The 24,992-nt window shown below is 72.7% G+C and carries 22 protein-coding genes and 1 tRNA gene; 12 read left to right on the top strand and 11 right to left on the bottom strand.

Annotated features, from left to right (window positions below; translation table 11 throughout):
• Together ACTEI_RS33775 and ACTEI_RS33770 are read right to left on the bottom strand one after the other, a co-directional pair.
• Positions 1–855 carry an oxygenase MpaB family protein gene (locus tag ACTEI_RS33775; RefSeq protein ID WP_187645865.1) on the bottom strand — a complete coding sequence of 285 codons (855 nt, stop codon included), beginning with the start codon at positions 853–855 and terminating at the stop codon, positions 1–3.
• A 127-nt stretch (positions 856–982) separates the two neighbouring features.
• A complete protein-coding gene (locus ACTEI_RS33770) occupies positions 983–1,414 on the bottom strand; it encodes a Fur family transcriptional regulator (protein WP_122981340.1) in 432 nt (143 codons plus the stop codon).
• Positions 1,415–1,558: 144 nt separating this feature from the next.
• Here ACTEI_RS33770 and ACTEI_RS33765 point away from each other — a divergent pair, with 144 nt between their 5' ends.
• Positions 1,559–2,029, top strand: a complete 471-nt coding sequence (locus tag ACTEI_RS33765) for a DUF2231 domain-containing protein (RefSeq protein WP_122981339.1) — start codon at positions 1,559–1,561, stop codon at positions 2,027–2,029.
• Between the two features lie 318 nt (positions 2,030–2,347).
• On the opposite strand, the gene ACTEI_RS33760 is transcribed toward ACTEI_RS33765, so the two are convergent.
• Complete coding sequence (locus ACTEI_RS33760) at positions 2,348–2,680, bottom strand: translation initiation factor 2 (RefSeq protein WP_239082152.1); 333 nt, start codon at positions 2,678–2,680, stop codon at positions 2,348–2,350.
• Positions 2,681–2,744: 64 nt separating this feature from the next.
• On the opposite strand from ACTEI_RS33760, the gene ACTEI_RS33755 reads away from it, so the two are divergent.
• Positions 2,745–2,924 carry a hypothetical protein gene (locus ACTEI_RS33755; RefSeq protein WP_122981337.1) on the top strand — a complete coding sequence of 60 codons (180 nt, stop codon included), beginning with the start codon at positions 2,745–2,747 and terminating at the stop codon, positions 2,922–2,924.
• Between the two features lie 192 nt (positions 2,925–3,116).
• On the opposite strand, the gene ACTEI_RS33750 is transcribed toward ACTEI_RS33755, so the two are convergent.
• From ACTEI_RS33750 to ACTEI_RS33740, 3 genes are all read right to left on the bottom strand, one after another.
• Complete coding sequence (locus tag ACTEI_RS33750) at positions 3,117–3,617, bottom strand: hypothetical protein (RefSeq protein WP_122981336.1); 501 nt, start codon at positions 3,615–3,617, stop codon at positions 3,117–3,119.
• A gap of 279 nt (positions 3,618–3,896) precedes the next feature.
• Positions 3,897–4,250 carry an FmdB family zinc ribbon protein gene (locus ACTEI_RS33745; protein ID WP_122981335.1) on the bottom strand — a complete coding sequence of 118 codons (354 nt, stop codon included), beginning with the start codon at positions 4,248–4,250 and terminating at the stop codon, positions 3,897–3,899.
• 282 nt (positions 4,251–4,532) lie between these two features.
• On the bottom strand, positions 4,533–5,147 hold the full coding sequence (locus tag ACTEI_RS33740; RefSeq protein WP_122981334.1) for a 5-formyltetrahydrofolate cyclo-ligase: 615 nt from the start codon (positions 5,145–5,147) through the stop codon (positions 4,533–4,535).
• Between the two features lie 1,053 nt (positions 5,148–6,200).
• Between ACTEI_RS33740 and ACTEI_RS33730 the strand changes: the two genes are divergently transcribed.
• From ACTEI_RS33730 to ACTEI_RS33705, 6 genes are all read left to right on the top strand, one after another.
• Positions 6,201–7,883, top strand: coding sequence for a GGDEF domain-containing protein (locus tag ACTEI_RS33730; RefSeq protein ID WP_239082151.1), 1,683 nt, complete (start codon positions 6,201–6,203; stop codon positions 7,881–7,883).
• Between the two features lie 60 nt (positions 7,884–7,943).
• Positions 7,944–8,855: a UTP--glucose-1-phosphate uridylyltransferase gene (locus ACTEI_RS33725; RefSeq protein ID WP_122981333.1), complete on the top strand. Its 912-nt coding sequence runs from the start codon at positions 7,944–7,946 to the stop codon at positions 8,853–8,855.
• Complete coding sequence (locus tag ACTEI_RS33720; protein ID WP_122981332.1) at positions 8,852–10,162, top strand: molybdopterin molybdotransferase MoeA; 1,311 nt, start codon at positions 8,852–8,854, stop codon at positions 10,160–10,162. The genes ACTEI_RS33725 and ACTEI_RS33720 overlap by 4 nt, the downstream gene beginning before the upstream one ends.
• Entirely contained in the window at positions 10,163–10,798 is a 636-nt protein-coding gene (locus ACTEI_RS33715) for a GNAT family N-acetyltransferase (protein WP_122981331.1), read from the top strand.
• A gap of 113 nt (positions 10,799–10,911) precedes the next feature.
• The gene (gene sepX, locus ACTEI_RS33710; RefSeq protein ID WP_187645864.1) at positions 10,912–11,667 is read left to right on the top strand and encodes a divisome protein SepX/GlpR; all 756 of its coding nucleotides are present in this window, start codon (positions 10,912–10,914) and stop codon (positions 11,665–11,667) included.
• Between the two features lie 126 nt (positions 11,668–11,793).
• Positions 11,794–11,870, top strand: a tRNA-Ala gene (locus tag ACTEI_RS33705).
• 107 nt (positions 11,871–11,977) lie between these two features.
• Here the strand turns inward: ACTEI_RS33705 and ACTEI_RS33700 are convergent.
• Positions 11,978–12,493 carry a DUF2199 domain-containing protein gene (locus ACTEI_RS33700; protein ID WP_122981329.1) on the bottom strand — a complete coding sequence of 172 codons (516 nt, stop codon included), beginning with the start codon at positions 12,491–12,493 and terminating at the stop codon, positions 11,978–11,980.
• Positions 12,494–12,635: 142 nt separating this feature from the next.
• Between ACTEI_RS33700 and ACTEI_RS33695 the strand changes: the two genes are divergently transcribed.
• The gene (locus ACTEI_RS33695) at positions 12,636–13,880 is read left to right on the top strand and encodes a GAF domain-containing sensor histidine kinase (RefSeq protein WP_122982583.1); all 1,245 of its coding nucleotides are present in this window, start codon (positions 12,636–12,638) and stop codon (positions 13,878–13,880) included.
• A gap of 48 nt (positions 13,881–13,928) precedes the next feature.
• Here the strand turns inward: ACTEI_RS33695 and ACTEI_RS33690 are convergent, their stop codons facing one another.
• From ACTEI_RS33690 to ACTEI_RS33680, 3 genes are all read right to left on the bottom strand, one after another.
• Entirely contained in the window at positions 13,929–16,265 is a 2,337-nt protein-coding gene (locus ACTEI_RS33690) for a bifunctional polysaccharide deacetylase/glycosyltransferase family 2 protein (protein WP_187645884.1), read from the bottom strand.
• A 65-nt stretch (positions 16,266–16,330) separates the two neighbouring features.
• Positions 16,331–17,143: a hypothetical protein gene (locus ACTEI_RS37570; RefSeq protein WP_145830762.1), complete on the bottom strand. Its 813-nt coding sequence runs from the start codon at positions 17,141–17,143 to the stop codon at positions 16,331–16,333.
• A gap of 572 nt (positions 17,144–17,715) precedes the next feature.
• Positions 17,716–19,296, bottom strand: coding sequence for a dolichyl-phosphate-mannose--protein mannosyltransferase (locus ACTEI_RS33680; RefSeq protein ID WP_122981326.1), 1,581 nt, complete (start codon positions 19,294–19,296; stop codon positions 17,716–17,718).
• 60 nt (positions 19,297–19,356) lie between these two features.
• Here ACTEI_RS33680 and rsmI point away from each other — a divergent pair, with 60 nt between their 5' ends.
• Complete coding sequence (gene rsmI, locus ACTEI_RS33675) at positions 19,357–20,214, top strand: 16S rRNA (cytidine(1402)-2'-O)-methyltransferase (RefSeq protein ID WP_122981325.1); 858 nt, start codon at positions 19,357–19,359, stop codon at positions 20,212–20,214.
• Here rsmI and ACTEI_RS33670 read toward each other — a convergent pair.
• Entirely contained in the window at positions 20,208–20,930 is a 723-nt protein-coding gene (locus tag ACTEI_RS33670) for a hypothetical protein (RefSeq protein ID WP_239082148.1), read from the bottom strand. The genes rsmI and ACTEI_RS33670 overlap by 7 nt on opposite strands.
• A 576-nt stretch (positions 20,931–21,506) precedes the next feature.
• Between ACTEI_RS33670 and metG the strand changes: the two genes are divergently transcribed.
• Positions 21,507–23,309, top strand: a complete 1,803-nt coding sequence (gene metG / locus ACTEI_RS33665) for a methionine--tRNA ligase (protein WP_122981324.1) — start codon at positions 21,507–21,509, stop codon at positions 23,307–23,309.
• A 391-nt stretch (positions 23,310–23,700) separates the two neighbouring features.
• A complete protein-coding gene (locus ACTEI_RS33660) occupies positions 23,701–24,972 on the top strand; it encodes a PKD domain-containing protein (RefSeq protein ID WP_122981323.1) in 1,272 nt (423 codons plus the stop codon).
• The last annotated feature ends 20 nt before the right edge of the window (positions 24,973–24,992 follow it).

The following is a 24,992-nucleotide window of genomic DNA, read 5'->3' as shown; positions in this document are numbered from 1 at the left end:
TCAGGCCAGTCCGGCGCGGGCCAGGGCCGCTTGGCGTGCCGGGGACACCCGGTACCGGGCGGGGAGCACGGCCAGGACGCTGCCGAGCAGGGCGCGCAGGCCGCGGGCGGAAAGGCCGGCGGCCAGGTCGGTGGTGGGCCAGCCCGGAGTGCCGTACATCTTCCGGGCCCACGGCGGGAGCAGCCCGATCGCGGTGCTGGCGAGGCCGAGGTACGCCCAGCGCGGCGGGCCGAGGGTCAGGCCCAGTCGCAGTGGTCGGCTGCCCCAGGTCTCCGGAACCGGCGGAACGGTCAGGAAGAACGCGGCCTCCGCCCCGTCCCGGGTCAGGCCCAGCTCCGGGCGCATGGCGGTGTAGTAGTCATCCACCTCGGCCGCGGTGGCCGGCACGGTCGCCGGGTCCAGGCCGACCAGGGCGGCGGCGCGCAGCTGCTCGGTGTAATAGGTGTCGATCTCGGCGGCGCTCAGGCGCACCCCGGCGCGCAGCGCGGTGGTCAGGAAGGATTCGACCTCGGCCACGTGGACCCAGCGCAGCAGGTCCGGGTCGTCGACCCGGAAGGATTCCCCGGTACGCGGATCGACCGCGCTGAGCCGCGCGTGCAGCCGTCGCAACCGGGCGCTGGCCTGCTCCGCCTCGGCCGTGCTGCCGTAGATGACGGTGACCACGTAATCCGAGGTGCGGGCCAGCCGGCCCCACATGTCGGTGCGGAACGTCGAATTCTGCGAGACACCGGCGACCGCCCGCGGGTGCAGTGCCTGCAGATAGAGCGAGCGGAGCCCGCCGAGCCCCAGGATGGGCTCCTGGTGCAGTTTCCAGGTGACCGAATCCGGTCCGAAGAAGCCTACGTCGCCCGCCATCACTCCAGCCTGCCACGGCCGGGTGACGATCCGCCGCTGTCCGAGAATCGCCGGGTGGTGAGGAGCGGTGCCGTGGGCCGTTGTGCGGTGAGGAGTGGTGTCCGTGGATGGCAGGAGGTGGCCGCGGTCAGACGGTGTCCGCCACCCGCAGGGACTGGCAATCCGGGCACAGGCCCCAGAACGTGACCTCCGCCTCGTCCAGCGCGAAGCCGTGCCCCTCGCTCGGCGACAGGCAGGGCCGCCGGCCGACCGCGCAGTCGACGTCGGCGATCACGCCGCACCCACGGCAGACGATGTGGTGATGGTTGTCGCCGACCCGGGCCTCGTAGCGGGCCGGGCTGCCGGCCGGTTCGATGCGCCGGGCCAGGCCGGCTCGGGACAGCGCGCCGAGCACGTCGTACACCGCCTGGGTGGAGACCGAGGCGAGCCGGGTGCGTACCTGCCGGGCGATCTCCTCCACCTCGAGGTGGCCACCGCCGGTCAGGACGTCGAGTACGGCCAGCCGTGGGCGGGTGACCCGCAGGCCGTGCGCACGCAGCAGTTCTTCACCGGTCGACATTCATCCATGACAACACGACCGGCCCCTTTCCGGCACGGCCGTGACTGAACCGGAACCGGCTCCACACGGTAAATGCTGACAGGGGGATGTTTGCGGCGTCACATAACTTCTAAGCTTGCGGTCACCCCGGACCGAGGAGGAAAAGTGTTCGACCAGGTCAACGGCTTGCCCGTACATATTCTCGTGCTGCATGCCGCAGTGGTCTTCGTCCCGTTGCTCGGACTCGGCGCGGTGGTGTACGCCCTAGTCGCGCCGTGGCGTCCCCGCCTCGGATGGGCGGTCGCGCTGCTCGCCGTGGTGGCGCCGGCCTCCACGTTCGTCGCCAAGCAGTCCGGCTCCGAGCTGTACCACCGGCTCCTCTCGCACGGCCTGCAGGGCAAGGGCAAACAGATCCTGGACAGCCACATGGACTACGGCACGACGACGCTCTGGTTCTCCCTCGCCCTGGGCGTGGTCAGCCTGGTCCTGGTGGCGCTGACCTCCCGCGGGAAGTCGCTGCCGACGATCGCGCAGGTGGCGTTCGCGGTGGTCACGGTGGCGCTGGCGGCCGGAAGCGGTTACTACATCTTCAAGACCGGCGACTCGGGTGCGACCGCGGTCTGGGGTACCTACTGAGGCATCGCCGGAATGTCGCGGACGTCGCCGGGCTTCTGCGGTTCCGGCTGTATCGCCGGAACGTCGCGGACGTCGCCGGGCTTCTGCGGTTCCGGCTGTATCGCCGGAATGTCGCCGACGTCGTCGGCCTCTCCGGTCCCGACGGCGTTTCCCGTTCTCGGGCCGTGACGCGAGGGGTGTTCGCGTTTCCCGGCCGTATCCGGTCAGCATGTGTTCGTGCACGGGCGGGTGTCCGCATCGTGTGCCCCGGGTCCTGCGCGCCGGACCCGGGCCGGCACGAAGCGGCCCAGTGCCAGCTCCTCCGTGCCCCGGCGCCCGTCAGAGCAGGGCGCGCCCGCAGAGCAGGCAGATCAGGACGATCGCGATCGCGCCGGCGACCAGGCCCACCCCGTAGGTCACGGTGCGCGCCGAGCCTTCCGCCTCGTCGATGGCGTCCATGTCCTGAGCCGGCATGTGACGCGGCGGCGGTGGCGTGGCGATCGTCGGCGGCCGCCAGTGCGGGGCGGGCGGGTCGGTGCGCGGCGGACCCGGGTACGGCGGCGGCTCGGGGGCGGTGGGCTGGTCCTCGGGCGGCCGGCCGAGCGATGCGGCGCCCGGCTCCGGCCGCTGCCAGTACGCGTCGTCGTCCGGGCCATCGGTGGGGGAGCTCACGTTCACCGACGGTACAGCCGGAGGGGGACGACGGCCGAAGCGATGTCGGCTTACCCTTCTAGTCGTGGACATCCTGGACGGCCCTGAGCGGGACCACGACGCCGAGCGTGAGGTGGACTTCGAGTCCGAGGAGGCGCCGGTGTTGCCGGACCAGACTCGGGACGACACCGAGCGCGGCTGGGGCGAGCGTGACTACTCCAATGACGACCGCCTGTTCGACGATCGCCCACCGCACTGGGGCTGAGTCGTTCGTTTCCTGAGCTGGTCGTTCGTTTCCTGAGCTGACGGACTGCCCCGGGTCAGGCCGGGTCGGGCTCCTGTGGTTCGGGCGTCCGCCGGCTGCTCCGGGGACGCTCAGCTTGCCCGCCGGCCGTGAGCCGGTCGTGCCCCGGCCGCGTCCCGGCGCCTGAGCCGGCGGCCGGCGGCGAGCCCGTGGTCACCCCGGGCGGATCAGGACCGCGAAACCGCGCTCCGGAGCGCTGACGGCCCGTGCCGCCTGTCCCGGGTCGAGCGCCAGCAGCAGCCCGCCGACAGTCGGATCGTCGGCGCCGGTCACATCCAGCACCAGCGCGGCCCTCGCCACCGGGGCGCCGGCGCCCTCGTCGTCGAGCCGTAACAGGTCCACGCGGTTGCCGGGATGGATCAGGGCCAGCGCGGTCGGGTCGGCCAGCCGCACCGGGACGCCGACGGTGCCATCCGGGATGGGTGGTCTGCCGGACGCCCCGGGCGTTGCGGGCAGCCCGGAGGCGGCGATGGTCTGGATCGGGTCTCCGAGGGCTGCCGGAGCGGGGCATGGCTCGGCCGCCGGGCGCGACCAGATCAGGCCGGCAGCGGTGGCCAGCAGGATCGCCACCGCCCCGAGCCGCAGCAGGCGACCACGGCCGGGCCGCCAGCGCACCGGGTCCAAGCGTTCGTTGTGGTCACCGGATCCGCCCATGAGATTCGCCCTCCCGTCGCCGTTCGCTGTGCTCAGGCGGCGAGGTTAGGCGGGATCCGAGCCGGGGGTGGCGCGGCCTGTGGACAGAGCGGAAATGTGGACAACCGAAGGATCGGGTGCCGCAGCTGTCACGATTGGCCCGCGGACGGCGCAGCGGGCCCGGAGTGGGCGGTTGGGTCCGAAGTGCGACGGCGGCCAGCTGGGCGCTGCCGGCGCGGACCATCCCGGGACGGCATGACAGAGGGCGTGCCCGGGACGGGCACGCCCTCTGTCGCAAGGTCAGGAAGCGGCGGCGGCCTTCGCGCCGGAGGACGAGCTGCCGGTGGAGCTGCTGCTCGATGAGGAGGTGCTGCTGGTGGAGGAGGACGTGCTCGCGGTGGAAGCAGCCGGGGTGGTCTCGGACTTCTTCGTGGCCGAGTCGGCGGAGCCGTTCGACTTCTCGGCGCTCACACTGCCGGAACGGGAGTCGTTGCGGTAGAAGCCGGAGCCCTTGAAGACGATGCCGACCGAGTTGAACACCTTGCGAAGCTTGCCCTGGCAGTTCGGGCACTCGGTCAGTGCCGGGTCGGAGAAAGACTGCACGGCTTCAAGCTGCTCACCGCACTCGGTGCAGGCGTACTGGTAGGTAGGCACGGCTCCTCCGGATCTGTCGGCTGCTGGCACTCGCCAACTCCGAGTGCCAATGTTGCGGCATCGGAGGTCAATTCGTCCACTCCGGCCCGGGTCTGAGGCGCCGGCGTGCCGCCGGATGTGACGAACCACGCGGAACAAGACGACGAGTCGGGCGGAGCGGGCGGCGACGGTGCGAGAGGCCGGCCGGTCCGGCGCAGGCGAGGGCCGGGGCAGAGACCGCGGGATGGCCGGACGCGGCGAGGGAGAGGTGGCCGGGGAAGAGGCGAGGCGGATCGGGGGTGGTCAGATCGGGCGGGGGGAGAAGCCGCCGGATGGTGTGAGGACGCCGTGCACCCGGCGGTCATGGGGCCCGGCGGGGACGGCATCGAGGTCCTCGTCGTCGTGCAGCAGGGCGATGACCGTGGGGCCTGGCGTGGGCAGGCGGGACAGCGCGCGGTCGTAGGAGCCGCCGCCGCGGCCCATGCGTGTGCCGTCCCGGCCCACGGCCAGAGCCGGGACGAGGATCAGGTCGGCTTCGCGGATCGCCGGGGGGCCGAGGCGGGGGCCGGGGGGTTCGTGCAGGCCACGGGAGGCGGGGGCCAGCGAGCCGGTGTACTCCGCCCAGTCCAGGTCGTTGTCCGGCAGCAGCACCGGGAGCAGGAGGCGGCCGCCGGAGGGGAGTGCGGCTCGCAGGGCGTCGGGCAGGTCCGGGCCGCCCGGTTCCGGACCGGCCGGGACGTAGGCGGCGATGGTTCGCGGTGCGGATCGGCGTACGTAGGCAAGGGTGTGATCCCGCAGCCGCGCGGCGGCGGCCGCGCGGTCGGCGGACGTCAGTGATCGACGTGCGGTAAGTAGACGTGCGCGCAGCGTGATCTTGTCAGGGGGTGATTTTTCTGCTTCACCGGTCAAATCCGACATGCAACACCCCCTTTTGAAAAGCGGCAAACGGTGCACACTATGTCAGCATCGCTCCAAAGAGGGCCACTCCCGGGAGGATGTGTGACATTACGTGGCCGGCTCACCAGCGCCTTCCTGGTGGTCGTGCTGGGTCCGGTCCTGCTCGGGTCCATCTTCGTCGCGTTGACCGTCGCCACGGTCACCCGGGATCGGATCAACGAGCGCCTCGACCATGCCACGACGACCGTCCGGGCCGCGGTCGGGGCGATCTGCGCGCAGTTGCAGGCGGCCGCGGACGCGGTCGCGGTGGTTCCCGCCGACGCCCGGCCCGCGGTCGCCGAACAGCTGATCGCGCGTGGCCTCGCCGCCGACATCCGCATCACGGGGCCGGAGCCGCCGGGCCCGGTGAGCCGCCCGGGAACGGCCGCCACGCCGCACCCCGCGGCGCCGCACTCCGCGGCGAATCCCGCGGCGCCGTCATCCGCCACGCCGCACCCCGCGGCGCCGGGGCCCGCAGCGCCGGGGCCCGCTGCCTCGGGCCCGGCTGCGCCGGATGCCGGGATGCCGGGGGCTGCGCGGCCCCGGAACGGCGCGGCGGCGGACGACACGACGCCGCAGAGCAGCGCCTCGCAGGCCGTGGCACCACAAGGCCGCGCACCGGGAGCGGTGAGACGCCAGGCGGCGGCCCAGGATGGTGCGCCGGGCGCTGCCGGACGCGAGGCGGCGGCCCAGGACGGTGCGCCGGGCGCTGCCGGACGCCAGGTGGCCCGTGACGGTGCGCCGGGCGCTGCCGGACGCCAGGTGGCCCGTGACGGTGCGTCGGGTGCTGCCGGTCGGGAGGTGGCGCAGGATGGTGCGTCGGGCGCTGCCGGACGACGGGCCGTGGCGCCAGAAGGGCGCGGACCGGGGACGGTGGGGCGCCAGGCGGCGGCGCAGGACGGTGCGCCGGGCGCTGCCGGACGACAGGCGGTGGCGCCGGACGCTGCGCCGGAGGTTGCGGGACGGCGGGCGGCGCCACCGGACAGCGTGCCGCAGGCGGCCGCGCCCCCGGCTCACGCGCCGCGGCGCAGCGGCGTGGCTGCGCCGGACGGCGCGGCGCCGGCCGGGGTGCCCGGCTGGCAGGACTGCGCCGCCCCGGGTGGCCTCCAGATCACCGCGCTGGCCGCCTCCGCGCGGGCTGCGGATGTCACCGTGCGGGCCGCCCATCGGGTCGACGCGGTCCTGCTGCATCGCCTCGGCGAGGCGGCCGGCGGGGTCACGGTCGCGTTGCGTACGGTCGCGCCGCCGGTGGCCGGCGCCAACCGCCATCTCGATCCGGGGCCGGGCCAGCCGTTGCCGCTCACGCTCAGCGCGCGTCCGGCCCAACCCGCTTTCCGGTACGCCGTTCTGCCGCTGATCGTCCTGGTCACCGCGATCGCCGCGGTGCTCGCCGCGCGCTGGCTGGCGCGTTCCACCACCCGCCCGCTCGGTGACCTGGCCTGGGCCGCGGACCGGGTGGCGAACGGCGACCTGGACACCCGGGTGCCGATCCCGCGCCCGGACGAGCTGGGCCGCCTGGCCGGCACCTTCAACCGGATGACCCGGGAGCTGCAGTCGTACGTGCAGGCGCTGACCGCCAGCCGCGACCAGCTGCGCCGGCACCTGGCGATCCTCGGCGACACCCTGTCCAGCACCCATGACCTGGACCGGATCCTGCCGGTGATCCTGCGTACCGCGATGACCGCGACCGGGGCGCGGGCCGGTCTGGTGCTGCTGGCCGACCCGGCGGACGGGACGCTGGCCGCCCGGTGCGGCGCCGGGCTGACCGGCGAGTGGGATCTGCCGGCCGCGGAACTGGCGCAGCGCCGGCTGATTCCGGGGCGCGGGGTGCTCGGCGCGGTCGCCGCCTCCGGCACCCCGCTGCGCGGCTCCACCGGCACGGCGCCCGGCGAACCGGCCTGCGAGTCGTACCTCGCGGTGCCGATCTGCGCGCCACCGTCGGGTGACGTGTTGCTCGCCGACGCGGAGGCCGGACCGGGCACGCTCGGCGTGCTGGCGCTCTACGACCGGCTCGGCAGTCCCTGCTTCGACGACGCCGACCTGCGAACTCTCCGTACCTTCGCGGGGCAGGCCGGGGTCGCGGTGCACAACGTGCGGGTGCACGAGGAGGCGCAGCGATTGTCGCTGACCGATCCGCTCACCGGACTGTGGAACTACCGTTATCTGCGCGAGGTGCTGCGCCGGGAGGTGGAGCGGGCCAGCCGGTTCGGCCGGATGCTCACCGTCCTGGTGCTCGACCTCGATCACTTCAAGGAGGTGAACGACACGTACGGGCACCCGGCGGGCGATCAGGTGCTGGGCGAGTTCGCCCGGCGGATCCGGGTCGGGCTGCGCGAGGTGGACGTGGCGTTCCGCCAGGGCGGGGAGGAGTTCGTGGTGCTGCTGCCGGAGACCGACGCGTACGGCGGGGTGATCGTGGCGGATCGCCTCGGCGCGCTGGTCCGCGACCGGCCGGTGCACGTCGAGCCGCGGCGTGCCGGACTGGCCGACCGGATCGCGATCAGCGTCTCGATCGGCATCGCGGTCTTCCCGGAGCACGGCGACAGCGCGCAGGAGGTCCTCGATGCCGCGGACGAGGCGCTCTACGCGGCGAAGAACGCCGGGCGCGACACCTACCGCCTCGCGGAGCGCGTTTCGGCCCGAGCGCCAGAGGGGAATTTCGATCCCGCTCCGGCCGGTCGCGGGCCACAACCACCGAGGCACGGTTCCGGCCGATAGTCTCGCGGCATGCTTTCGAGCTACTCAGCCGGGCACGATTCAGCGAAGGTGCGGTGACTGATGACAACGAACGCGCAAGGGTCGAGCAGGCGCGCGGTGAAAGCGGTGATCCCGGCGGCTGGTCTGGCCACGCGTTTCCTGCCGGCCACCAAGGCCGTACCCAAGGAGCTCCTGCCGGTGGTGGACCGCCCGGTGCTGCAGTACATCGTCGAGGAGGCCGCCGCGGCCGGGATCACCGACGTGCTGCTGGTGACCGGTCGCGGCAAGACGTCCATGGTGGACCACTTCGACCGCCGCCCCGATGTGGAGCAGCGGCTGGAGGAGAAGGGCGACACCGAGCGGCTCGCCGCGGTACGCCGGACCAGTGAACTCGCCGACATCTACACCTGCCGGCAGGGCGAGCCGCTCGGGCTCGGCCACGCGGTCGGCACCGCCGCCTCGCACGTCGGCGACAACCCGTTCGCGGTGCTGCTCGGCGACGAGTTCGTCGAAGAGGACAATCCGCTGCTGCCGGCGATGCTCGACCTGCAGGCGCAAACCGGCGGCATCGTGCTCGCGTTCATGGAGGTCAAGCCGGAGGAGACCGCGCGGTACGGGATCGCCTCGGTGCGCGAGTCGGACCTCGGCGCGGACATCGTCGAGGTGACCGGGCTGGTCGAGAAGCCCGCGCCCAGCGAGGCGCCGAGCAACCTGGCCGTGCTCGGCCGCTACGTGCTGCCGGGCAAGATCTTCGACGCGATCGCCGACACCAAGCCGGGCAGCGGCGGGGAGATCCAGCTCACCGACGCGATGGCGGCGCTGCTCGCCGACGGCACCCCGGTGCACGGCATCGTCTACCGAGGCCACCGCTACGACACCGGGATGCCGCTGGGCTACCTGCAGGCGGTCGTCGAGCTGGCGGTGCGGCGGCCGGATCTGGGCGAGGAGTTCCGGGCCTGGCTCACCGACTTCGTCGGTGGTCAGAAGGGATGACCGCTACGGCCGATGCCGAGGCGGCCGCCAACGAGCTGATGCCTCTCGCCGACTACCTGGGCAGCGTGCTGCGCAGGTTGCGGGCGCTGCCTCCGCTCGACCTCGATCTGACCCAGGCGCACGGGAACGTGCTGGCGGCCGACGTGTTCGCGCCGCACCCCTTCCCGGCGTTCGACCAGGCCGCGATCGACGGGTACGCGGCCCGGTGGGAGGACCTGGCCGGCGCCGGGCGTCCCGGCGCGCACCCGGCCTTCGGCCAGTTCGACAGCGTCACCCGAAGCGTCCGGCTGAACGTGGTGGGCGACCTCGGCGCGGCCAGCTGGCGGCCGGTCCGGCTGACCCCGGGCACCTGTTTCTCGGTCGCCGCCGGCGCGCCGCTGCCGATCGGCGCCGACGTGGTCGTCCCGGTGCACTGGACCGACCAGGGCATGGCCGCGGTGGAGATCCTGCACGCCCCGAAACGCGGTTCCGGGGTGCGCCGGGCCGGTGAGGAGCTGGCGGTCGGCCAGGTGCTAGCCCCGGCCGGGTCGTACGTGACGCCCCCGATGGTGGCCACCTTCGCCGCCGCCGGGATCGGGCACGTGCTGGTCCGGCCCAGTCCGCGGGTGGTGGTCGTGGCCACCGGGGACGAGCTGGTCGACGTGGGCCGGCCCAGCCAGCCCGGGCAGGTGGTGGACGCCAACTCGCACGCGCTGACCGCGGCCGCGGTGGAGGCGGGGGCGCTGGCGTACCGGATCGGCATCTGCGACGACGACCCGGAGGGGCTGCGCGGCCTGCTGGAGGACCAGACCCTGCGCGCCGACCTGATCATCACCACCGGTGGCACCGGCACCGGGCCCGGCGACATGTTGCGCCGGGTGCTGTCGCGCCCCGGCGTCGGGCGCGGGACCGTGGAGTTCACCGATGTCGCGCTCTGCCCGGGCACCGCGCTCGGCTTCGGCACGGTCGGTGGCGAGGAGGTCCCGGTGGTGTGCCTGCCGGGTGAGCCGGGCGCCGCGCTGATCGGCTTCGAGGTGCTGGCCCGGCCGGCGATCCAGCTGCTGGCCGGGGCCGAGCCGGTGTTCCGGCCGAGCGTCAAGGCGCACCTGCTGGAGACCGTGTCGTCACCCGGTGGGCTGCGCGAGTTCCGCCCGGCGCACGTCGCTGAGCGGCGCGGTGGTGGTTACACTGTGCAGCCGCTCGCCGGTGGGCCGTACACTCTCTCCGGTTTGGCCGAGGCCAACGGACTGCTGGTGCTCGGGGAGCGGGTCACCACGGCGGCGGCCGGCTCGACCGTGGACGTGTTGCTGCTCGACCGGAGGCGATGAATGCTCGGGGCGACCCCCGGCTGGCCGGCTGTGCTGACGGACGGGCCGGTGTTGCTGCGGCCGTACAAGCGCCGTGACGCGCGGGCCTGGTCCGAGGTGCGGATCGCCAATCAGGCCTGGCTGTCGCCGTGGGAGTCGGCCCCGCCCGGGCCGTGGGCGGAGATGAACTCGACCCGCGCCTACGCGTACGTCTACCGCGACATGAAACGTGCCGCCCGCCGCGGCGACAGCATGCCGTTCGCCGTGTGCCTGCTGGAGGGCGGCCGGGAACGCCTGGTCGGGCACGTGAACCTGGGCAACATCGTGCGCCGGGCGTTCGCCTCGGCGTACGCGGGTTACTGGGTGGACTACCGGGTGGCCGGCCGCGGGGTGATCCCGACCGCGCTGGCGCTCGCCGTCGACCACGCGTTCGGGCCGGGTGGCCTGCACCGCATCGAGGTCAACATCCGGCCGGAGAACGGGCCGAGCCGCCGGGTGGTGGAGAAGCTGGGGTTCCGCGAGGAGGCGTACCACCAGCGCTACATGCACATCGACGGTGGCTGGCGCGACCATCTGGGCTACGCCATGACCAGTGAGGAGGTGGCCGCCGAGGGCGGTCTGCTGTCCCGCTGGAAACGGGTCCGCGCGAGTAAATGATCTTGAGAGCGCGAGTGCCGTCGGCGCGGCGCGCGAAATATCACGGCTACCGCCCGTAACCTCGCATTCGTCGTGTCATTTTCCGTGTGAACTGTCGTGGCGGAACGAAAGGGGTGAGGGTGCCGACCTCGGTGCTCCTCGCCGTCCTCGCCGCGGCCGGGCTGCTCGCGCTCGCCCCGGCGCTCGTCCGCCGGTACGACGCCACCGAGCGCCTCGCCGCGGAGCGGGCGTCGTCGACGGCGCGGGTGCTTCAGCGCCAGCGCCGTCGACGTACTGTGCCCGGACGCCGACCGATCAACCCCGCTCGGCGGGTCACGGTTACGCTTCCCGCCCCATCGGGTGAACCCGAGGCCCCGCCGCAGCGCCGGCTGCGCCTGGTCACCGGCCGCCGCCCGCCCCGGCGCAACCCGCAACGGCGCGGAACTCCCGCGGTGGTTCGCCGGCGCCGGGTGTTCGCCGCGCTGGTGCTGCTCAACCTCATCGAACTGATCGGGGTGCTCGCCGTCGGCCCGGGCTTCTGGATCAGCTTCGCGGTCACCGGCGCGCTGCTCGGCGTCTACCTGGTGCACCTGCGCAACCGCGCGATCGTGGACCGCCGGCGGCGCCGGGTCCAGGCCCGCGAGGCGGCCTGGCTGGCCGCCAGGCAGGCCGAGGTGCGCCGCGAGCAGGCCCGCCGCGCCGCGGCACGGCGCGAGGCGCAGCGTCGCCTGGCCGCCCAGCGGGAGGCGGTCCGGCGCGCGGCGATGGGCCTCGACCGGGAACCGTCCGACCTGCCGGTCGCCGCGAACGGCGGCTCGGTGTCCTACCGGCGTCGCGGTGGCCTGCGAGGGCGCGCGTACGAGGCGGGCGGCCGCCACCACACGGCCTGACCGGCGTCGCGGGCCCCGTTCGCGGGTCTCGATCCGCCGCCGGGGAGGGGTGGTTCGCGAGGGTGCCGGGGGACCTGTTAGCCTTTCGGAGGTTCCACGGTGACGGGGTCACCGAGAAACCGGTAAGGGGCTGTGGCGCAGACTGGTAGCGCACCTCGTTCGCATCGAGGGGGTCAGGGGTTCAAATCCCCTCAGCTCCACCACATCGAAAGGCCGTCGACCTGTGACGTATCAGGTCGACGGCCTTTTTCGTGAGCCCGGGTGGCCGCGAGACCGCACGGGCGCCGCCGCGACACGATCGTCGGGCAGGTCAGGGCGCCTGCAGGCGGTGCAGGTGGAAACTGGCGATCTCCTCGACCCGGGAGCGGAAGATGCCGGCCCGCTGCTCGACCGCCAGGGGGTGGCCGGTGGGCTCCAGCTCGATGTAGGGCGGCTGGCCGACCGGGCGGGTGTGCACGTTGGTTTTCAGGTTGAGCGTGGTGGGCTCGTAGCCGGCGATCTCGTTGGAGAGCCAGCCGAAGTACGGCGGTTCGTTCTCCCGGCCGGGCTGCTCCCAGACGTCGACGGCCCGGGTGAAGTTCTGCCGGCTCAGCGACACCCACATGCTGTAGGTGAACACCTCGCCGCTGTCCCAGACCGGGAGTTCGATCAGGCCGCGGATGAAGAACCGCTCCCCGTTGATCACGCACAGGTCGGAGTCGAGCAGGCAACCCTCGGTCTCGGCCATCCCCGGCAGCCAGAAGTCCGGGGCCGGGGCGGCGAAGCTCAACGGTGGTCCGCTGTGTGTCGAGCCGCAGATGCCGCACGCGAACTCGTCGGTGTTCATGGCCGCGAAGCATACGGCGATCAGCCGAGGTGATCAGCGGCACACCGCGGATGTCACACCCGGCCCACGCGGGATTTGGGAGATATGTGAAGGTCGCTACTTTCACGTGATACCTCTGGAGCGAGTCTCGGAGGTGACCGCCATGAAAGCACCCCTGCCCGACAACGAGATCGAGCGGCTGGCCGCGCTGTACTCGCTCGACATCCTCGACAGCCCACCGGAGAAGGACTTCGACGACATCGTCGCGCTGGCCGCCGGCGTCTGCGAGACGCCCCTGGCCATGGTCAGCCTGGTCGACGCGGACCGGCAGTGGGCCAAGGCCGCCACCGGCTCGGAGGTCGCCGAGACGGCCCGGGACCTGTCCTTCTGCGCCCACGCGATCCTCGGCCGCGAACTGCTGATGGTGCCGGACGCGCGGCAGGACCCACGGTTCGCCGACAACCCGGCGGTCGCCGCCCCGGACGGCATCCGGTTCTACGCGGGCGCGCCGCTGCTGACCACCGACGGCTTCGCGCTGGGCACGCTGTGCGTGATGGACCGCGAGCCGCGCCGATTGGCGATGGACCAGCAGCAGTCGCTGCGCGCGCTCGCCCGGCAGGTCACCGCCCAGCTGGAGCTGCGCCGGTACGGATACGCGCTGGCCAACACCACCGCCCGGCTGCAGGAACTGGAGCGCCGCAAGGACGACCTGGCCGGTCTCGTGGGCGGGGAACTGCGCTCGTCGCTGCGGCTGATGTCGACGTACCTGGAGAAGCTGGGCCACACCGGTTACCACGACGCCGAGCTGGCCGATCTGGTCGGCCGGGCCACCGCCGCGCACGTGCGTGGCTTCCGGGAGCTGATCGACCACCTGACCACGATGGCCGACGCCGGCCTGGGCGGCGACAGCCTGCACATGCGCCAGGTGGACCTGACCCGGGTGACCCAGCGGGCGGTCGAGGCGGTCCGCCCGATCGCGGCCAGCAAGCACATCTGGATCCTGAACCAGGCCGGCGGGCCCGCGCTGCCGATCATCGCCGACCCGGTGCGGCTCGAACAGGTGCTGACTCACCTGCTGTTCGCCGCGGTGAAGTACACCCCGGAGGGCGGGCGGGTACGCGTCGGCACCGACATGGAGTCCGGCCCGACCGTGCACCTGGACGACATGGACCTGCCCGACGGGATGCGTCCCGACCTGTTCCCGCACCTGTACTACGGGGCGATCGCGAATCCGGCGGACGTGCCCGGCCCGGACCGTGGCCTGGCCGTGGCGAAGCGGATCCTGGACGCCCACCACGCGACGGTGGCGCTCTCCGACCGTCCGGGTGACGGCACCTCGCTGCACGTGGCCTTCCCGTACGCGGACATGACGCCGGACGAGCTGATCCGCGACCTGGCGGTGGCCTGAGCGGACCCGCGCCCCACCGGCTGCAGATCGGTGGGGCGCGGGCCGGGCCTACCGCGGGACCGGGGGTGATCCGGCGTGCGGCAGGTCCAGCTCGTCCCGGTAGGCCTGGGACGGCACGGCCGGGGTGGTGGGCGGCGCGAAGGCCCGGCCGACCGTCTGCTGCTGGCGGGGCGCCGGCAGCTCGGTCAGCGTGGGCGGCCAGCCGTCCACGGCCGGGGCCACGGTGGCGCCGACCGGCGGCGCGGGCGGGACCGTGGGACGCGGGGTGAGCCCGGCCCGGTTCAGCTTGTGCCAGCGCAGCCGGCCGCCGGTCATCGCGGTGGTCGCGCTCTGGATCAGCACCAGGTACATCAGCTGCCGGTAGGCGAACTGCTGCAGCGGCAGGCGCCAGAGCGGCCGGATCGGCTCCCGGTCGAAGCGGAACGCCACCGCGGCGGTGACCATCTGCAGGGCCAGCATCCCCAGCCAGGCGATCACGGTCTCGGTGAGCTCCCAGAAGACCAGGCCGTACACGAGCATGATGTCGACCACCGGCGCCAGCATCGGCAGGGCCACCCCGAACAGCGCGAGGAACGGCAGGCCGAGCCGTCCGAACCGGCCGGACGGGCCCTTGTCGAACAGCGCCCCGCGGTGCTTCCACATCGCCTGCATGGTCCCGTAACTCCACCGGTACCGCTGGCGGTAGAGCTGCTCCAGGGTGGTCGGGGCCTCGGTCCACGCCTTGGCGTGCTCCTCGTAGACCACCCGCCAGCCCTGCCGGCACAGCGCCATGGTGACGTCGGTGTCCTCGGCCAGCGTCTCGTCGCTGATCCCGCCGACTCCGGCCAGGGCCTCGCGGCGGAACGCGCCGATCGCGCCGGGCACGGTGGGCATGCAGTCCAGCGTCTCGTACAGCCGGCGGTCCAGGTTGAAGCCGATCACGTACTCGATGTGCTGCCAGGTGGCGACCAGGCTGGCGCGGTTGCCGACCTTGACGTTGCCGGCCACCGCCCCGACCGCCGGGTCGGCGAACGGCTGCACCAGCCGGCGGATCGAGTCCCGCTCGAAGATGGTGTCGCCGTCCACGGTGACGATCAGGTCGTGCCGGGCCAGCGCGATGCCGGTGTTGAGCGCGTTGGACTTGCCGCCGTTGGGCACCCGGGCCACCCGGACGTTCGGCAGGCGCAGACCCTCCACGATGTCGGCGGTGCCGTCGGTGGAGCCGTCGTCGACCACCACCACCTCGATCTCCGGGTGGTCGCCGCCGGCCAGTGACCGGACGGCCGCCTCGATGCCCTCCTTCTCGTTGTAGGCCGGCACGATCACCGACACCGGGTCGGTGACCGGCGGGCCCCAGCTCCAGTCCGGCCGGCGGCGCTGCCGGGCGTGCCGCCCGGCGAGCACGAGCAACAGCACGGTACGCCCGATGGTCAGCACCCCGACCACCACGAACAGCGTGGCGACCAGCGCGACCAGCCCGTCGGCCAGGCGTACGGTCCAGATCAGCGCCGCCCCGCGCCAGGCGTCGCCGTCCGCGGCCGGCGGGTTCAGCGGGAGGGCGGGGATGACCGCGGCGCTCTCCGGCGCGCGGCCGGCCCGGACGTCGGCGGCCTGTTCCTCGATGCCCCGGTTCAGCCCCTCGGTGACCGTGGTGAACCGGTAGCCGCGGGCCTTCATCATCGGGATGAACGTCGCCAGCGCCTCGACGGTCTGCGCGCGGTCGCCGCCGGCGTCGTGGAACAGGATGATCGCCGAGCTCTCGCCGGCGGGTACCGAGTTGCGGATGATCTGGTCCACGCCGGGCCGCTGCCAGTCCTCGCTGTCCAGGTCGTTGACCACGACGAGGTAGCCGGCCCGGCCGGCCTCCTTGACGATCTTCCAGTTGGTCTCGTCGATCGCCTCGGTCTTCGACGAGTAGGGGAAGCGCGCCAGGTTGGTGTGCACCCCGGTGGCCTTGGCGATGGCCACCTGGTTCTGCGACAGCTCCAGCCGCCGCCGCCACGGCGCGAGCAGCTGCATGTTCGGATGGGTGAAGGTGTGCAGCCCCAGTTCGTTGCCGTCGGCGACGATCTCCCTGGTCAATTCCGGGTGCCGGGCGACCTGGGAGCCGACCACGAAGAACGTGCCGTGCGCGTCGTTCTCGCGCAGCACCCGGAGCACCTTCGGGGTCCAGATCGGGTCCGGCCCGTCGTCGAAGGTCAGCGCGATGGTGCGGGCCGGCAGCCGGCTGGTGGTCTCCTGGCCGCCGGTGGTGTTGACGATCGGCCCCCCGCCGCGGATCGACAGCGGCACGCCTGCCTGGTCACCGACGTCGGTCTCCTTGTGGTCGGCGGTGAACTCGGCGTTGATGTACGCCTGCACCACCAGCACCGAGACGAAGAACCCGAGCAGCAGCGATCCGAGCATCACCCGCGGGCGCGGCAGGATGCGCCGCCGGCTGCGCCCGCGGTTCCGGCGCGCCGGCCGGCTGCTCACGCCGGCTCCCCGGGCCGCGAGGCCGAGGCGGACGGTCCGGGGGCGCTCGGGCCGGCGCCGGCCGGGTCGCCCCCGGCGGGCGTGCGGGTGGCGGGGCCGTTCGCGGCGGTGGGCGTGCGGGTGGCCGGGCCGTTCGCGGCGGTGGGCGTGCGGGTGGCCGGGCCGTTCGCGGCGGTGGGCGTGCGGGTGGCCGGCTGGGCCGGCCCGTCGATCGGGTCGCCGCCGCCGGCGCCGCCGGCCGGTGGGACCGGCGCGGGCGGCGGCTCGGAGGTCTTCGTCGGCGCGGTGGTCGGCTGGGTGGTGGTCGACTCGGTGGGCCTGGTGGCGCTCACCGACGGCTTGGCCGTGCTCGCCGCGGGGGTCGGCCGGCTGCTGCCGCGGGTCTTGGCCGGCTCGCTGGTGGCGGACGGTGTCGGGGTGGCCGTGGCGGACCGGTGCCGCACCGGTTCCCGGTTCGCCCGGGTGACCGACTCGATCACCGGCCGGCGGCTCGGGGCGCTCGACGGGCTCGCCTCCGGCGCCGGGCTCGGCCGGGGCGGCACCGGCTCGGTCCTCGCGTCCTTGTCGTCCACGCCGGGCAGCGGCAGCACGGCGCTGGACCTCACCGGGCCGCCGGCCAGGCTGACGCTGACCAGCCCGCCGTAGGAGACGACGAGGATGCCGAACGCCAGCGCGATCCGTCGCAGCAACCGGCTCCGTCGCCCGGTGGAGTCGACGAACACCGGGACCGGTGTCGCAACGGCGATCACTTCGGTATCCGGAAGTGGCTGGTCGGCGGTTTGCGGGTGGTAGGGCTCCTGCGTTGTCACGCGGCGAGCTTAAGAACATTTATGGCGATCTTGGCACTTGTCACCTATGCGGGTGATGGCCGACCGATCACCTTAAAACGGACGAAATGGCGGGCGCTGCGGAATGGCTCGACGAGGTGCGCTGTCCCGGCGACGGCGGCTACTTCCGCTGAGCTGCGGTGCGGCCGATGGGCGAAATACGTTACGCCAGATTGCGCAGTCATTTGCTGTCGCATTCCCGACCGCGGAGCCGAATCGCATTCATGAACCGATATTGGCGATAGGAGGCAAAGGCCCGTTATGTCCATATCGCTGGGATGCTCGGATCGGCGCGGCAATCGGTGGCCGCCACCCGTTGTGCGGCTCATCCGGGCTCGTTAAGCTGCATCTTGCGCGCCCCTATCGCCCGCTTCCCCCGTGGCAGGCGATCGGGGCGCGCCCTTTTTCTCGCCGGATTCACCGGCCGCGCCGGGTCGTGATCAGCAAAAAGGCGCCAAGCCCGCCAAGGCGCCCCGGGTCCGTCGAAACCCGCGGAGGCTCTGCGAAAACCACGAAGCCCGGCGAAATCGCCGGGCTTCGGTCATCTCCGGGGCTCAGATCCAGCGGCTGCCCAGCCACATCCGTACCGACCAGTCGTCGTACGGCATCGTCGTGCCCACGAAGATCGGGAAGAAGTAGGCGAAGCAGAGCGCCACCAGGACGACGTACGTCGCGGCCACCACCGTGCCGATCAGCTGCCGGTCGGTGCGAGCCGCGCCGGCGGCCATCCCGCCCGGCGGCGTCATGATCGCCCCGAGCACGTAGACCACCGCCAGGATCAGGAACGGCAGGCCGGGCAGCAGGTAGAAGGAGAACATCGTGCGGCCGTCGGCGACGGCGAAGTAGAACCACGGCAGCAGGCTCGCGGTCGCGCCGGAGAAGATCGCGTACGCCCGCCAGTCCCGCCGCGCGATGCCGAACCAGACCAGCGCCACCAGGGCCGGCAGGAACGACCACCACAGGATCGGCGTGCCCAGCAGCAGGATCTCGGCGGCGCAGCTGGGCGCCCCGCAGCTGCCGTTGCCGTTCCAGTAGAACGCCACCGGCCGGCCCAGCAGCATCCACTGCCACGGCCACGACTGGTAGGTGTGCCGGTCGGTCAGCCCGCTGTGGAAGTTGTACGCCTCGGAGTGGTAGTGCATCAGGTTCAGCAGCGCGCCCAGGACCGGCGGCTCGCTCATCCCGTTGGCCTCCCGGTAGTGCCGGAAGTAGCCGGTGTCGGTGACGAACCAGCCGGCCCAGGTGGCCAGGTAGAAGACGATGGTCAGGACGAAGCTGAGCAGCAGGTAGCCGAAGTCGCCGAGGATGCCGGCCACGAACGGCCCGCGCACCCGGGCCGAGCGGCGCGCCTGCCAGCGCCAGGCGACCACCAGGCCGGCGAAGAACGGCGCGAAGAACAGCGCGCTCCACTTCACCCCGCAGGCGAGTCCGAAACAGACACCGGCGGCCAGCAGCCACCACGGCACGATCCGCGGGATCCGGTGGGTGGCCGTCGAGTCGAAACCTCCGGCCAGCGCCCGCTTCCAGCGCCGCCGGTAGTGATCGCGGTCCAGCACCATGCAGGCGAAGGTCAACAGGATGAACAGACCCAGGAAGATGTCGAGCAGCGAGGTGCGCGAGAGCACCAGCTGGAAGCCGTCCAGGGTCATCAGCAGGCCGGCCATCCCGGCCAGCACGATCGAGTGGAACATCCGGTAGGCGACCCGGATCAGGATCAGGATCATCAGGGTGCCGGCGATCGCGGCGGGGAAGCGCCACCCCAGCTCGGTGTTGCCGAACATCTTCTCGCCCAGGGCGATCAGCCACTTGCCCAGCGGCGGGTGCACCACGTACGCCGGACCGTTGGTCTTCTCGTCCCACTCGACGCCGTGCTGCAACATGTCCCAGGCGTCGGTCGGGTAGTACACCTCGTCGAAGATGTAGCCCTTGGGCTTGCTCACCCCGGCCAGCCGCAGGATCGCGGCGGCGGTCACGATCACCGCGGTGACCAGCCAGGAGTAGGGATCGAGCCGGTTGTCCAGCGTCGACAGGCGTCGCCGGACGAGGTCGGGCACGTCGCGCACGCCACGGGACGACTCCGCCTCGGCGGGGGAGTCCGCGGTGGTGAGGTCTGTCTCAGCTGTCGCCGTCGTCACCCCGCGATCGTAGGCTGCCTGGCTTTGAAGTGGAGCCCGGGCGTGTGGTGGACTTTTCCGGTGTCTGGTGAAGAAGCAGGTGGCGGGCGTGTCGTCCTGGTGGGCGCTCCGCTGGGCAACATCGGCGACGCCTCGGCGCGGCTGCGGGAGGTGCTCGCCACCGCGGACGTGATCGCGGCCGAGGACACCCGGCGGCTGTCCCGGCTGGCCCGGGATCTGGGCGTGACGGTGCGCGGGCGGGTGGTCTCCTACTTCGAGGGCAACGACGAGCGGCGTACCCCGGAGCTGGTCGAGGCCCTGGCCGGCGGCGCGGTCGTCGCGGTGGTGACCGACGGCGGCATGCCGAGCGTCTCCGACCCCGGGTACCGCCTGGTCCGGGCCGCGCTGGACGCCGGCCACCCGGTGACCGCGGCGCCCGGCCCGAGCGCGGTGACCACCGCCCTGGCCCTGTCCGGCCTGCCCAGCGACCGCTTCGTGTTCGAGGGCTTCCTGCCGCGCACCGGGTCGCACCGCCGCTCCCGGTTGCGCGAGCTGGCCACGGAGCCGCGCACCCTGGTGTTCTTCGAGGCCCCGCACCGGATCGCCGGGGCGCTGGCCGACCTGGCCGCCATCTTCGGCGCGGACCGGCCGGCCGCGGTCTGCCGGGAGCTGACCAAGACCTACGAACAGATCCGCCGCGGCGGTCTCGCCGAGCTGGCCGAGTGGGCCACCGCCGACGAGCCGCGCGGGGAGATCACCGTGGTGGTGGGCGGCGCGCCGGCCGGCCCGGCGGCCCGCCCGGACGACGACGAGCTGCGCGCGGCGGTGGCGCGGCGGGAGACCGCCGGCACGTCCCGGCGGGACGCGATCCAGGCGGTCGCCGACGAGTACGGCCTGAAGCGGCGCGACGTCTACACCCTCGTGCACAGCGCTCAGTAGGCGGCGGCCAGGAAGCCGGCCAGCAGCAGCAGCGGCCCGGCCAGGCTGCCGAGCAGCGCGCAGCGCCGGGCCCGGGGTGACTCCAGCCGCCGGGCCCCGGTCGCGCCGGCGATGCCGTACCCGCAGATCAGCACGAGCAGGAAGCCCAGCACCCAGCGCAGGTGCAGGAGCGTGGCCGGCGGCGCGGCGTAGGCCTGCGAGCTGTGCGGACCGACCATCCGGGCGCCGGAGACCGCGCCGGGCCGGCGGGCGCCTCCGGAGACCCCGAGCAGGGTCACCGGGCCGGCGGTGAACCGCCCGTCTGCGGCGGTGAACCGGCCGGTGCAGCGCTGGGTGAGGCCGCTGCCCTGGCATCGGGTGGTGGTGGCGTACCCGGTGTCGCCGTGCCCCGCCGCCAGCCAGAACGGTTCCGCGCTGACCCAGGCGAAGAACGCCGCGAGCAGGCTCAGCCCGATCAGCGCGGCCATCGCGGTGACCGGATGGGCCGCCGCCGGCCGCCGCCGGCGCCCGGGCCGCCGGCCGGCGCGCTCCTCGGCCGCGATCCGGGCCTCGTCGGCCGCCCAGAACGGCGAGTTCTCCATCCGCTCAAGGCGCGCCTCGGCGGCCGGCGAGACGCCGCCCGGCGGCAGCGGCGGCAGCGGTCCGCCGGGCGGGCGCCGGTGGTCCAGGACGATGGTCGGCCGGGTGTGGTCGCCGGGTTCCGGCCGGACCGCCACCTCCGGTACGACCGGTGGGGCGTCCGGCTTCCCGGCGTACCCCGAATCCGGGCCTGTCTCGCCGGGCGTGCCCGGCTGTCCCGGCGGTCCCGGGTCTCCCGGCTGTCGCGCCTGTCCCAGCGGTCCCGTATCTCCCGGCTGTCGCGCCTGTCCCGGCGGTCCCGGCTCTCCCGGCTGTCGCGCCTGTTCCGGCCGTCCCGGGTCTCCCGGCTGTCGCGCGTGTTCCGGCGGCCCCGGCGCTTGCTGGTGCCCCGGCGGGATCGGCTCCTCCGGGTGCCCCGGCTCGATGATCATCAGCTCGCCGGCGGTGGCCAGCCGCTCGCCGTGCCCGGGCGGATCGGCCGGGCCCGCCGTGTGCCCGGCGGCGCGCAGCGCGTCCGGCGCGGTCCGGGCCGGCCCGGACTCCGCCGGCGTTTCCCCTGGCTGCGGTATGTTTCCGGTCACCCGTCCAGTGAACTACGCGAGTCCCCGGCGGGTCCGGCAATGATCGGGCGTGTCGGGACAAATCGACCGGTCAGCGCGGTGCGCGGCAATCCGTTCGCAGGGCACCGGAGGCGGTCACTACGCTTAGACGCCATGAGTCACGTTCTCGCCGCGGTCGCCTGGCCCTACGCCAACGGCCCGCGCCACATCGGTCATGTTTCCGGCTTCGGGGTGCCGTCCGACGTCTTCAGCCGGTACATGCGGATGGCCGGCCACGACGTGCTCATGGTCTCCGGCACCGACGAGCACGGCACGCCGATCCAGGTCCAGGCGGACGCCGACGGGGTGACCCCGCGTGAGCTCGCCGACCGGTACAACCGGGTGATCGTGGAGGACCTGCACGGCCTCGGTCTCTCCTACGACCTGTTCACCCGGACCACCACCCGCAACCACTACGCGGTGGTCCAGGAGCTGTTCGAGGGCCTGCACCGCAACGGTTACATCGTGGCCCGCACCACGCTCGGCGCGATCTCCCCGTCCACCGGCCGCACCCTGCCCGACCGCTACATCGAGGGCACCTGCCCGATCTGCGGCTACGACGGCGCGCGCGGCGACCAGTGCGACAACTGCGGCAACCAGCTCGACCCGGAGCAGCTGATCAACCCGCGTTCGCGGATCAACGGGGAGACCCCGCAGTTCGTCGAGACCGAGCACTTCTTCCTCGACCTGCCGGCGTTCGCCGAGGCGATCGGGGGCTGGCTGGACCGCCGGGAGAACTGGCGGCCCAACGTCCTGAAGTTCTCCCGCAACCTGCTCGACGACCTGCAGCCCCGGGCGATCACCCGGGACCTGGAGTGGGGCGTGCCGATCCCGCTGGACGGCTGGCGCGACCGCGCCGACAAGCGCATCTACGTCTGGTTCGACGCGGTGATCGGCTACCTGTCCGCCTCGATCGAGTGGGCCCGCCGCAGCGGCGACCCGGAGGCGTGGCGCCGGTGGTGGTCGGCCGGCGCGCAGGGCAAGGACGCGCTCGGCTACTACTTCATGGGCAAGGACAACATCGTCTTCCACTCGGTGATCTGGCCGGCGCTGCTGCTGGGCTACTCCGGTGCGGGCGACCACGGCGGGGAGGCCGGCCGGCTGGGCTCGCTGAACCTGCCCACCGAGGTGGTCTCCAGCGAGTACCTGACGATGGAGGGCAGGAAGTTCTCCTCGTCCCGCCGGGTGGTCATCTACGTGCGCGACTTCCTGGAGCGCTACGACGCCGACGCGCTGCGGTACTTCATCGCGGCGGCCGGCCCGGAGTCCAACGACACCGACTTCACCTGGGCCGAGTTCGTCCGGCGCAACAACGACGAGCTGGTGGCCGGCTGGGGCAACCTGGTCAACCGGTCGATCTCGATGGCGGCGAAGAACTTCGGCGCGATCCCGGCGCCCGGCCCGCTCACGCCGGAGGACGAGGCGCTGCTGGCCGTCGCGAAGGCCGGTTTCGCGACGGTGGGCGAGCTGATCGGCAAGCACCGGCAGAAGGCCGCGATCGGCGAGGCGATGCGGGTGGTCGCCGAGGCGAACAAGTACCTCTCCGAGCAGGCCCCGTGGAAGCTGAAGGCCGAGGAGGACAAGCCGCGGCAGGCGACCGTCCTGCACGTCGCGCTGCAGGTGGTCAGCGACGCCAACACGCTGCTCACGCCGTTCCTGCCGCACTCCGCGCAGAAGGTGCACGAGCTGCTCGGCGGGACCGGCGTGCACGCCCCGATGCCGCGGATCGTCGAGGTGGAGGACCTCGACGGCGGCCCGGCGTACCCGGTGCTGACCGGTGACTACACGGTCGGCGCCCGGTGGGAGTCGGTGCCGCTGGTGCCGGGCACGCCGCTGAGCGCGCCCAAGCCGGTGTTCCGCAAGCTGGAGCCGTCCGTCGTGGAGGAGGAGCTGGCCCGCCTCGGCGGGGAGTCCTGACCTCCGTCCTCTTCTCCCGCGAGAAGGCCCGGCGCCCGCCGCGCCTTCCTCGGATCGTCCCGGCGCCTCGAAGCCGGTGACCAGCGGCGTCAACGGAACGGGCCCGGCATCTGCCGGGCCCGTTCGGCGTTGCGGGATGAACGGTCGGTGGCCGCGGCCTGACGCGCCGCAGCGCCGGTCGCGGCCGGATCCCCGCCGTCGTGACTCCTGTGCGAAAGCGCACCGGGGACCGGCCGAATCGGCATTGCCCACCGTGCCGCCGCCGTCTAGATTGATCGATGCCACGGGGGAACGTTGGCGTTTTGTCGAAACGGGTGCGTTCTGACGCCGCCGGATCGTCCAACTTTGCCCTTCATGTGGTTCTCGTACCTCTCGAAGGAGCAGAACTCCCTTGACACCACGCCTGGCCAGGCCGCTCGTCGCGGCCATCGTCGGCGGCGCGCTGGCCGCGTCCGGCGCCGTCGCCACCGCCCCCGCCTACGCCGGCAGCGCGCACGCCTCGGTCCTCGCCGAGGAGACCGTGGACCCGAGCGCCTCGGTGACCGCCACCCCGACGCCGGAGCCCAGCGACACCACGTCGTCGGCGACGCCGGAGCCCAGCGACAGCTCGTCCGTGACGCCGGAGCCGAGCGACAGCTCGTCGTCCACGGCGCCGGAGCCGAGCGGGAGCACGCCGTCGGAGACGCCCACCACGAGCCTCCCGCCGGGTGACACGGTCGCCCCGACCGGCACCTACAAGCTGTCCGCGACGTCCATCTGGACCGGCCAGTTCGTCAAGCTCACCCAGACCGCCGCGGACTTCAACGACGTCGGCACGCCCGACGCGGCGATCGCGCGGATCGTCAGCTGGGGTGACGGCAGCCGGGTGGACACCCTGAAGGCCGGTCAGACGGTGGCTCAGCACGTCTACACCCGGCCCGGCACCTACACCGTCAACGAGCGGCTCACCGACCCGGCCGGCAACGCCGCCTACATCCGCCGGACGGTCAAGGTGTCGAACGCCTGGACCAAGCTGGTGAACAGCAAGTCCACCGTCTGGCCGGGCCAGCGGTACACGCTCACGGTGAAGAGCGTGCCGGCCGGCACCCAGTCGTTCGTCGTCGACAACGGTGACAACTGCACCGTCGAGTACAAGTGGACCGGCAAGGCCCGGGCCGTCCCGATGATCTTCTGGAAGGACTGCAAGACCGGCCGGATCGTCACCGGCAAGCGGTACGCGAAGATCAAGTACAAGAACGCCAACGGCTACAGCGTGGCGTTCTCCGGTCCGGCCGTCACCGTGAAGAAGGACAGCTGGAAGCCGAAGGTCACGGTCACCAAGCCGTCCAGCTCCAACCGGCTGAAGTCGTGGAAGTACGTGACCGGCACCGCCAAGGACACCAAGGGCTCCGGCGTGCGCGCCGTCTGGGTGTTCCTGGAGAACTACAGCGGTGGCAAGGACTACTGCATGAACAAGAACAAGAAGTGGCAGCGGGTCACCGAGGCCACCTGGGACGACGTCTGCTACGGCTGGCGCGCGACCCTGTCGTCCAACGGCAAGTTCAAGTTCAAGGTCCCGGCCGGGCTGAAGAAGGGCTACTTCTGGGCCAGCGCCCGGTCCGAGGACTGGGGCGGCCAGCTCAGCCCCTGGAAGACCCTGGAAGTCAAGATCACCCGCAGCTGATCCGCGGTAGGTCGTAAGCA

This window comes from Actinoplanes teichomyceticus ATCC 31121 (assembly GCF_003711105.1).
Lineage (GTDB): Bacteria > Actinomycetota > Actinomycetes > Mycobacteriales > Micromonosporaceae > Actinoplanes > Actinoplanes teichomyceticus.
The sequence above is the reverse complement of the archived record's forward strand: the minus strand, read 5'-3'. Positions and strand labels throughout refer to the sequence as shown.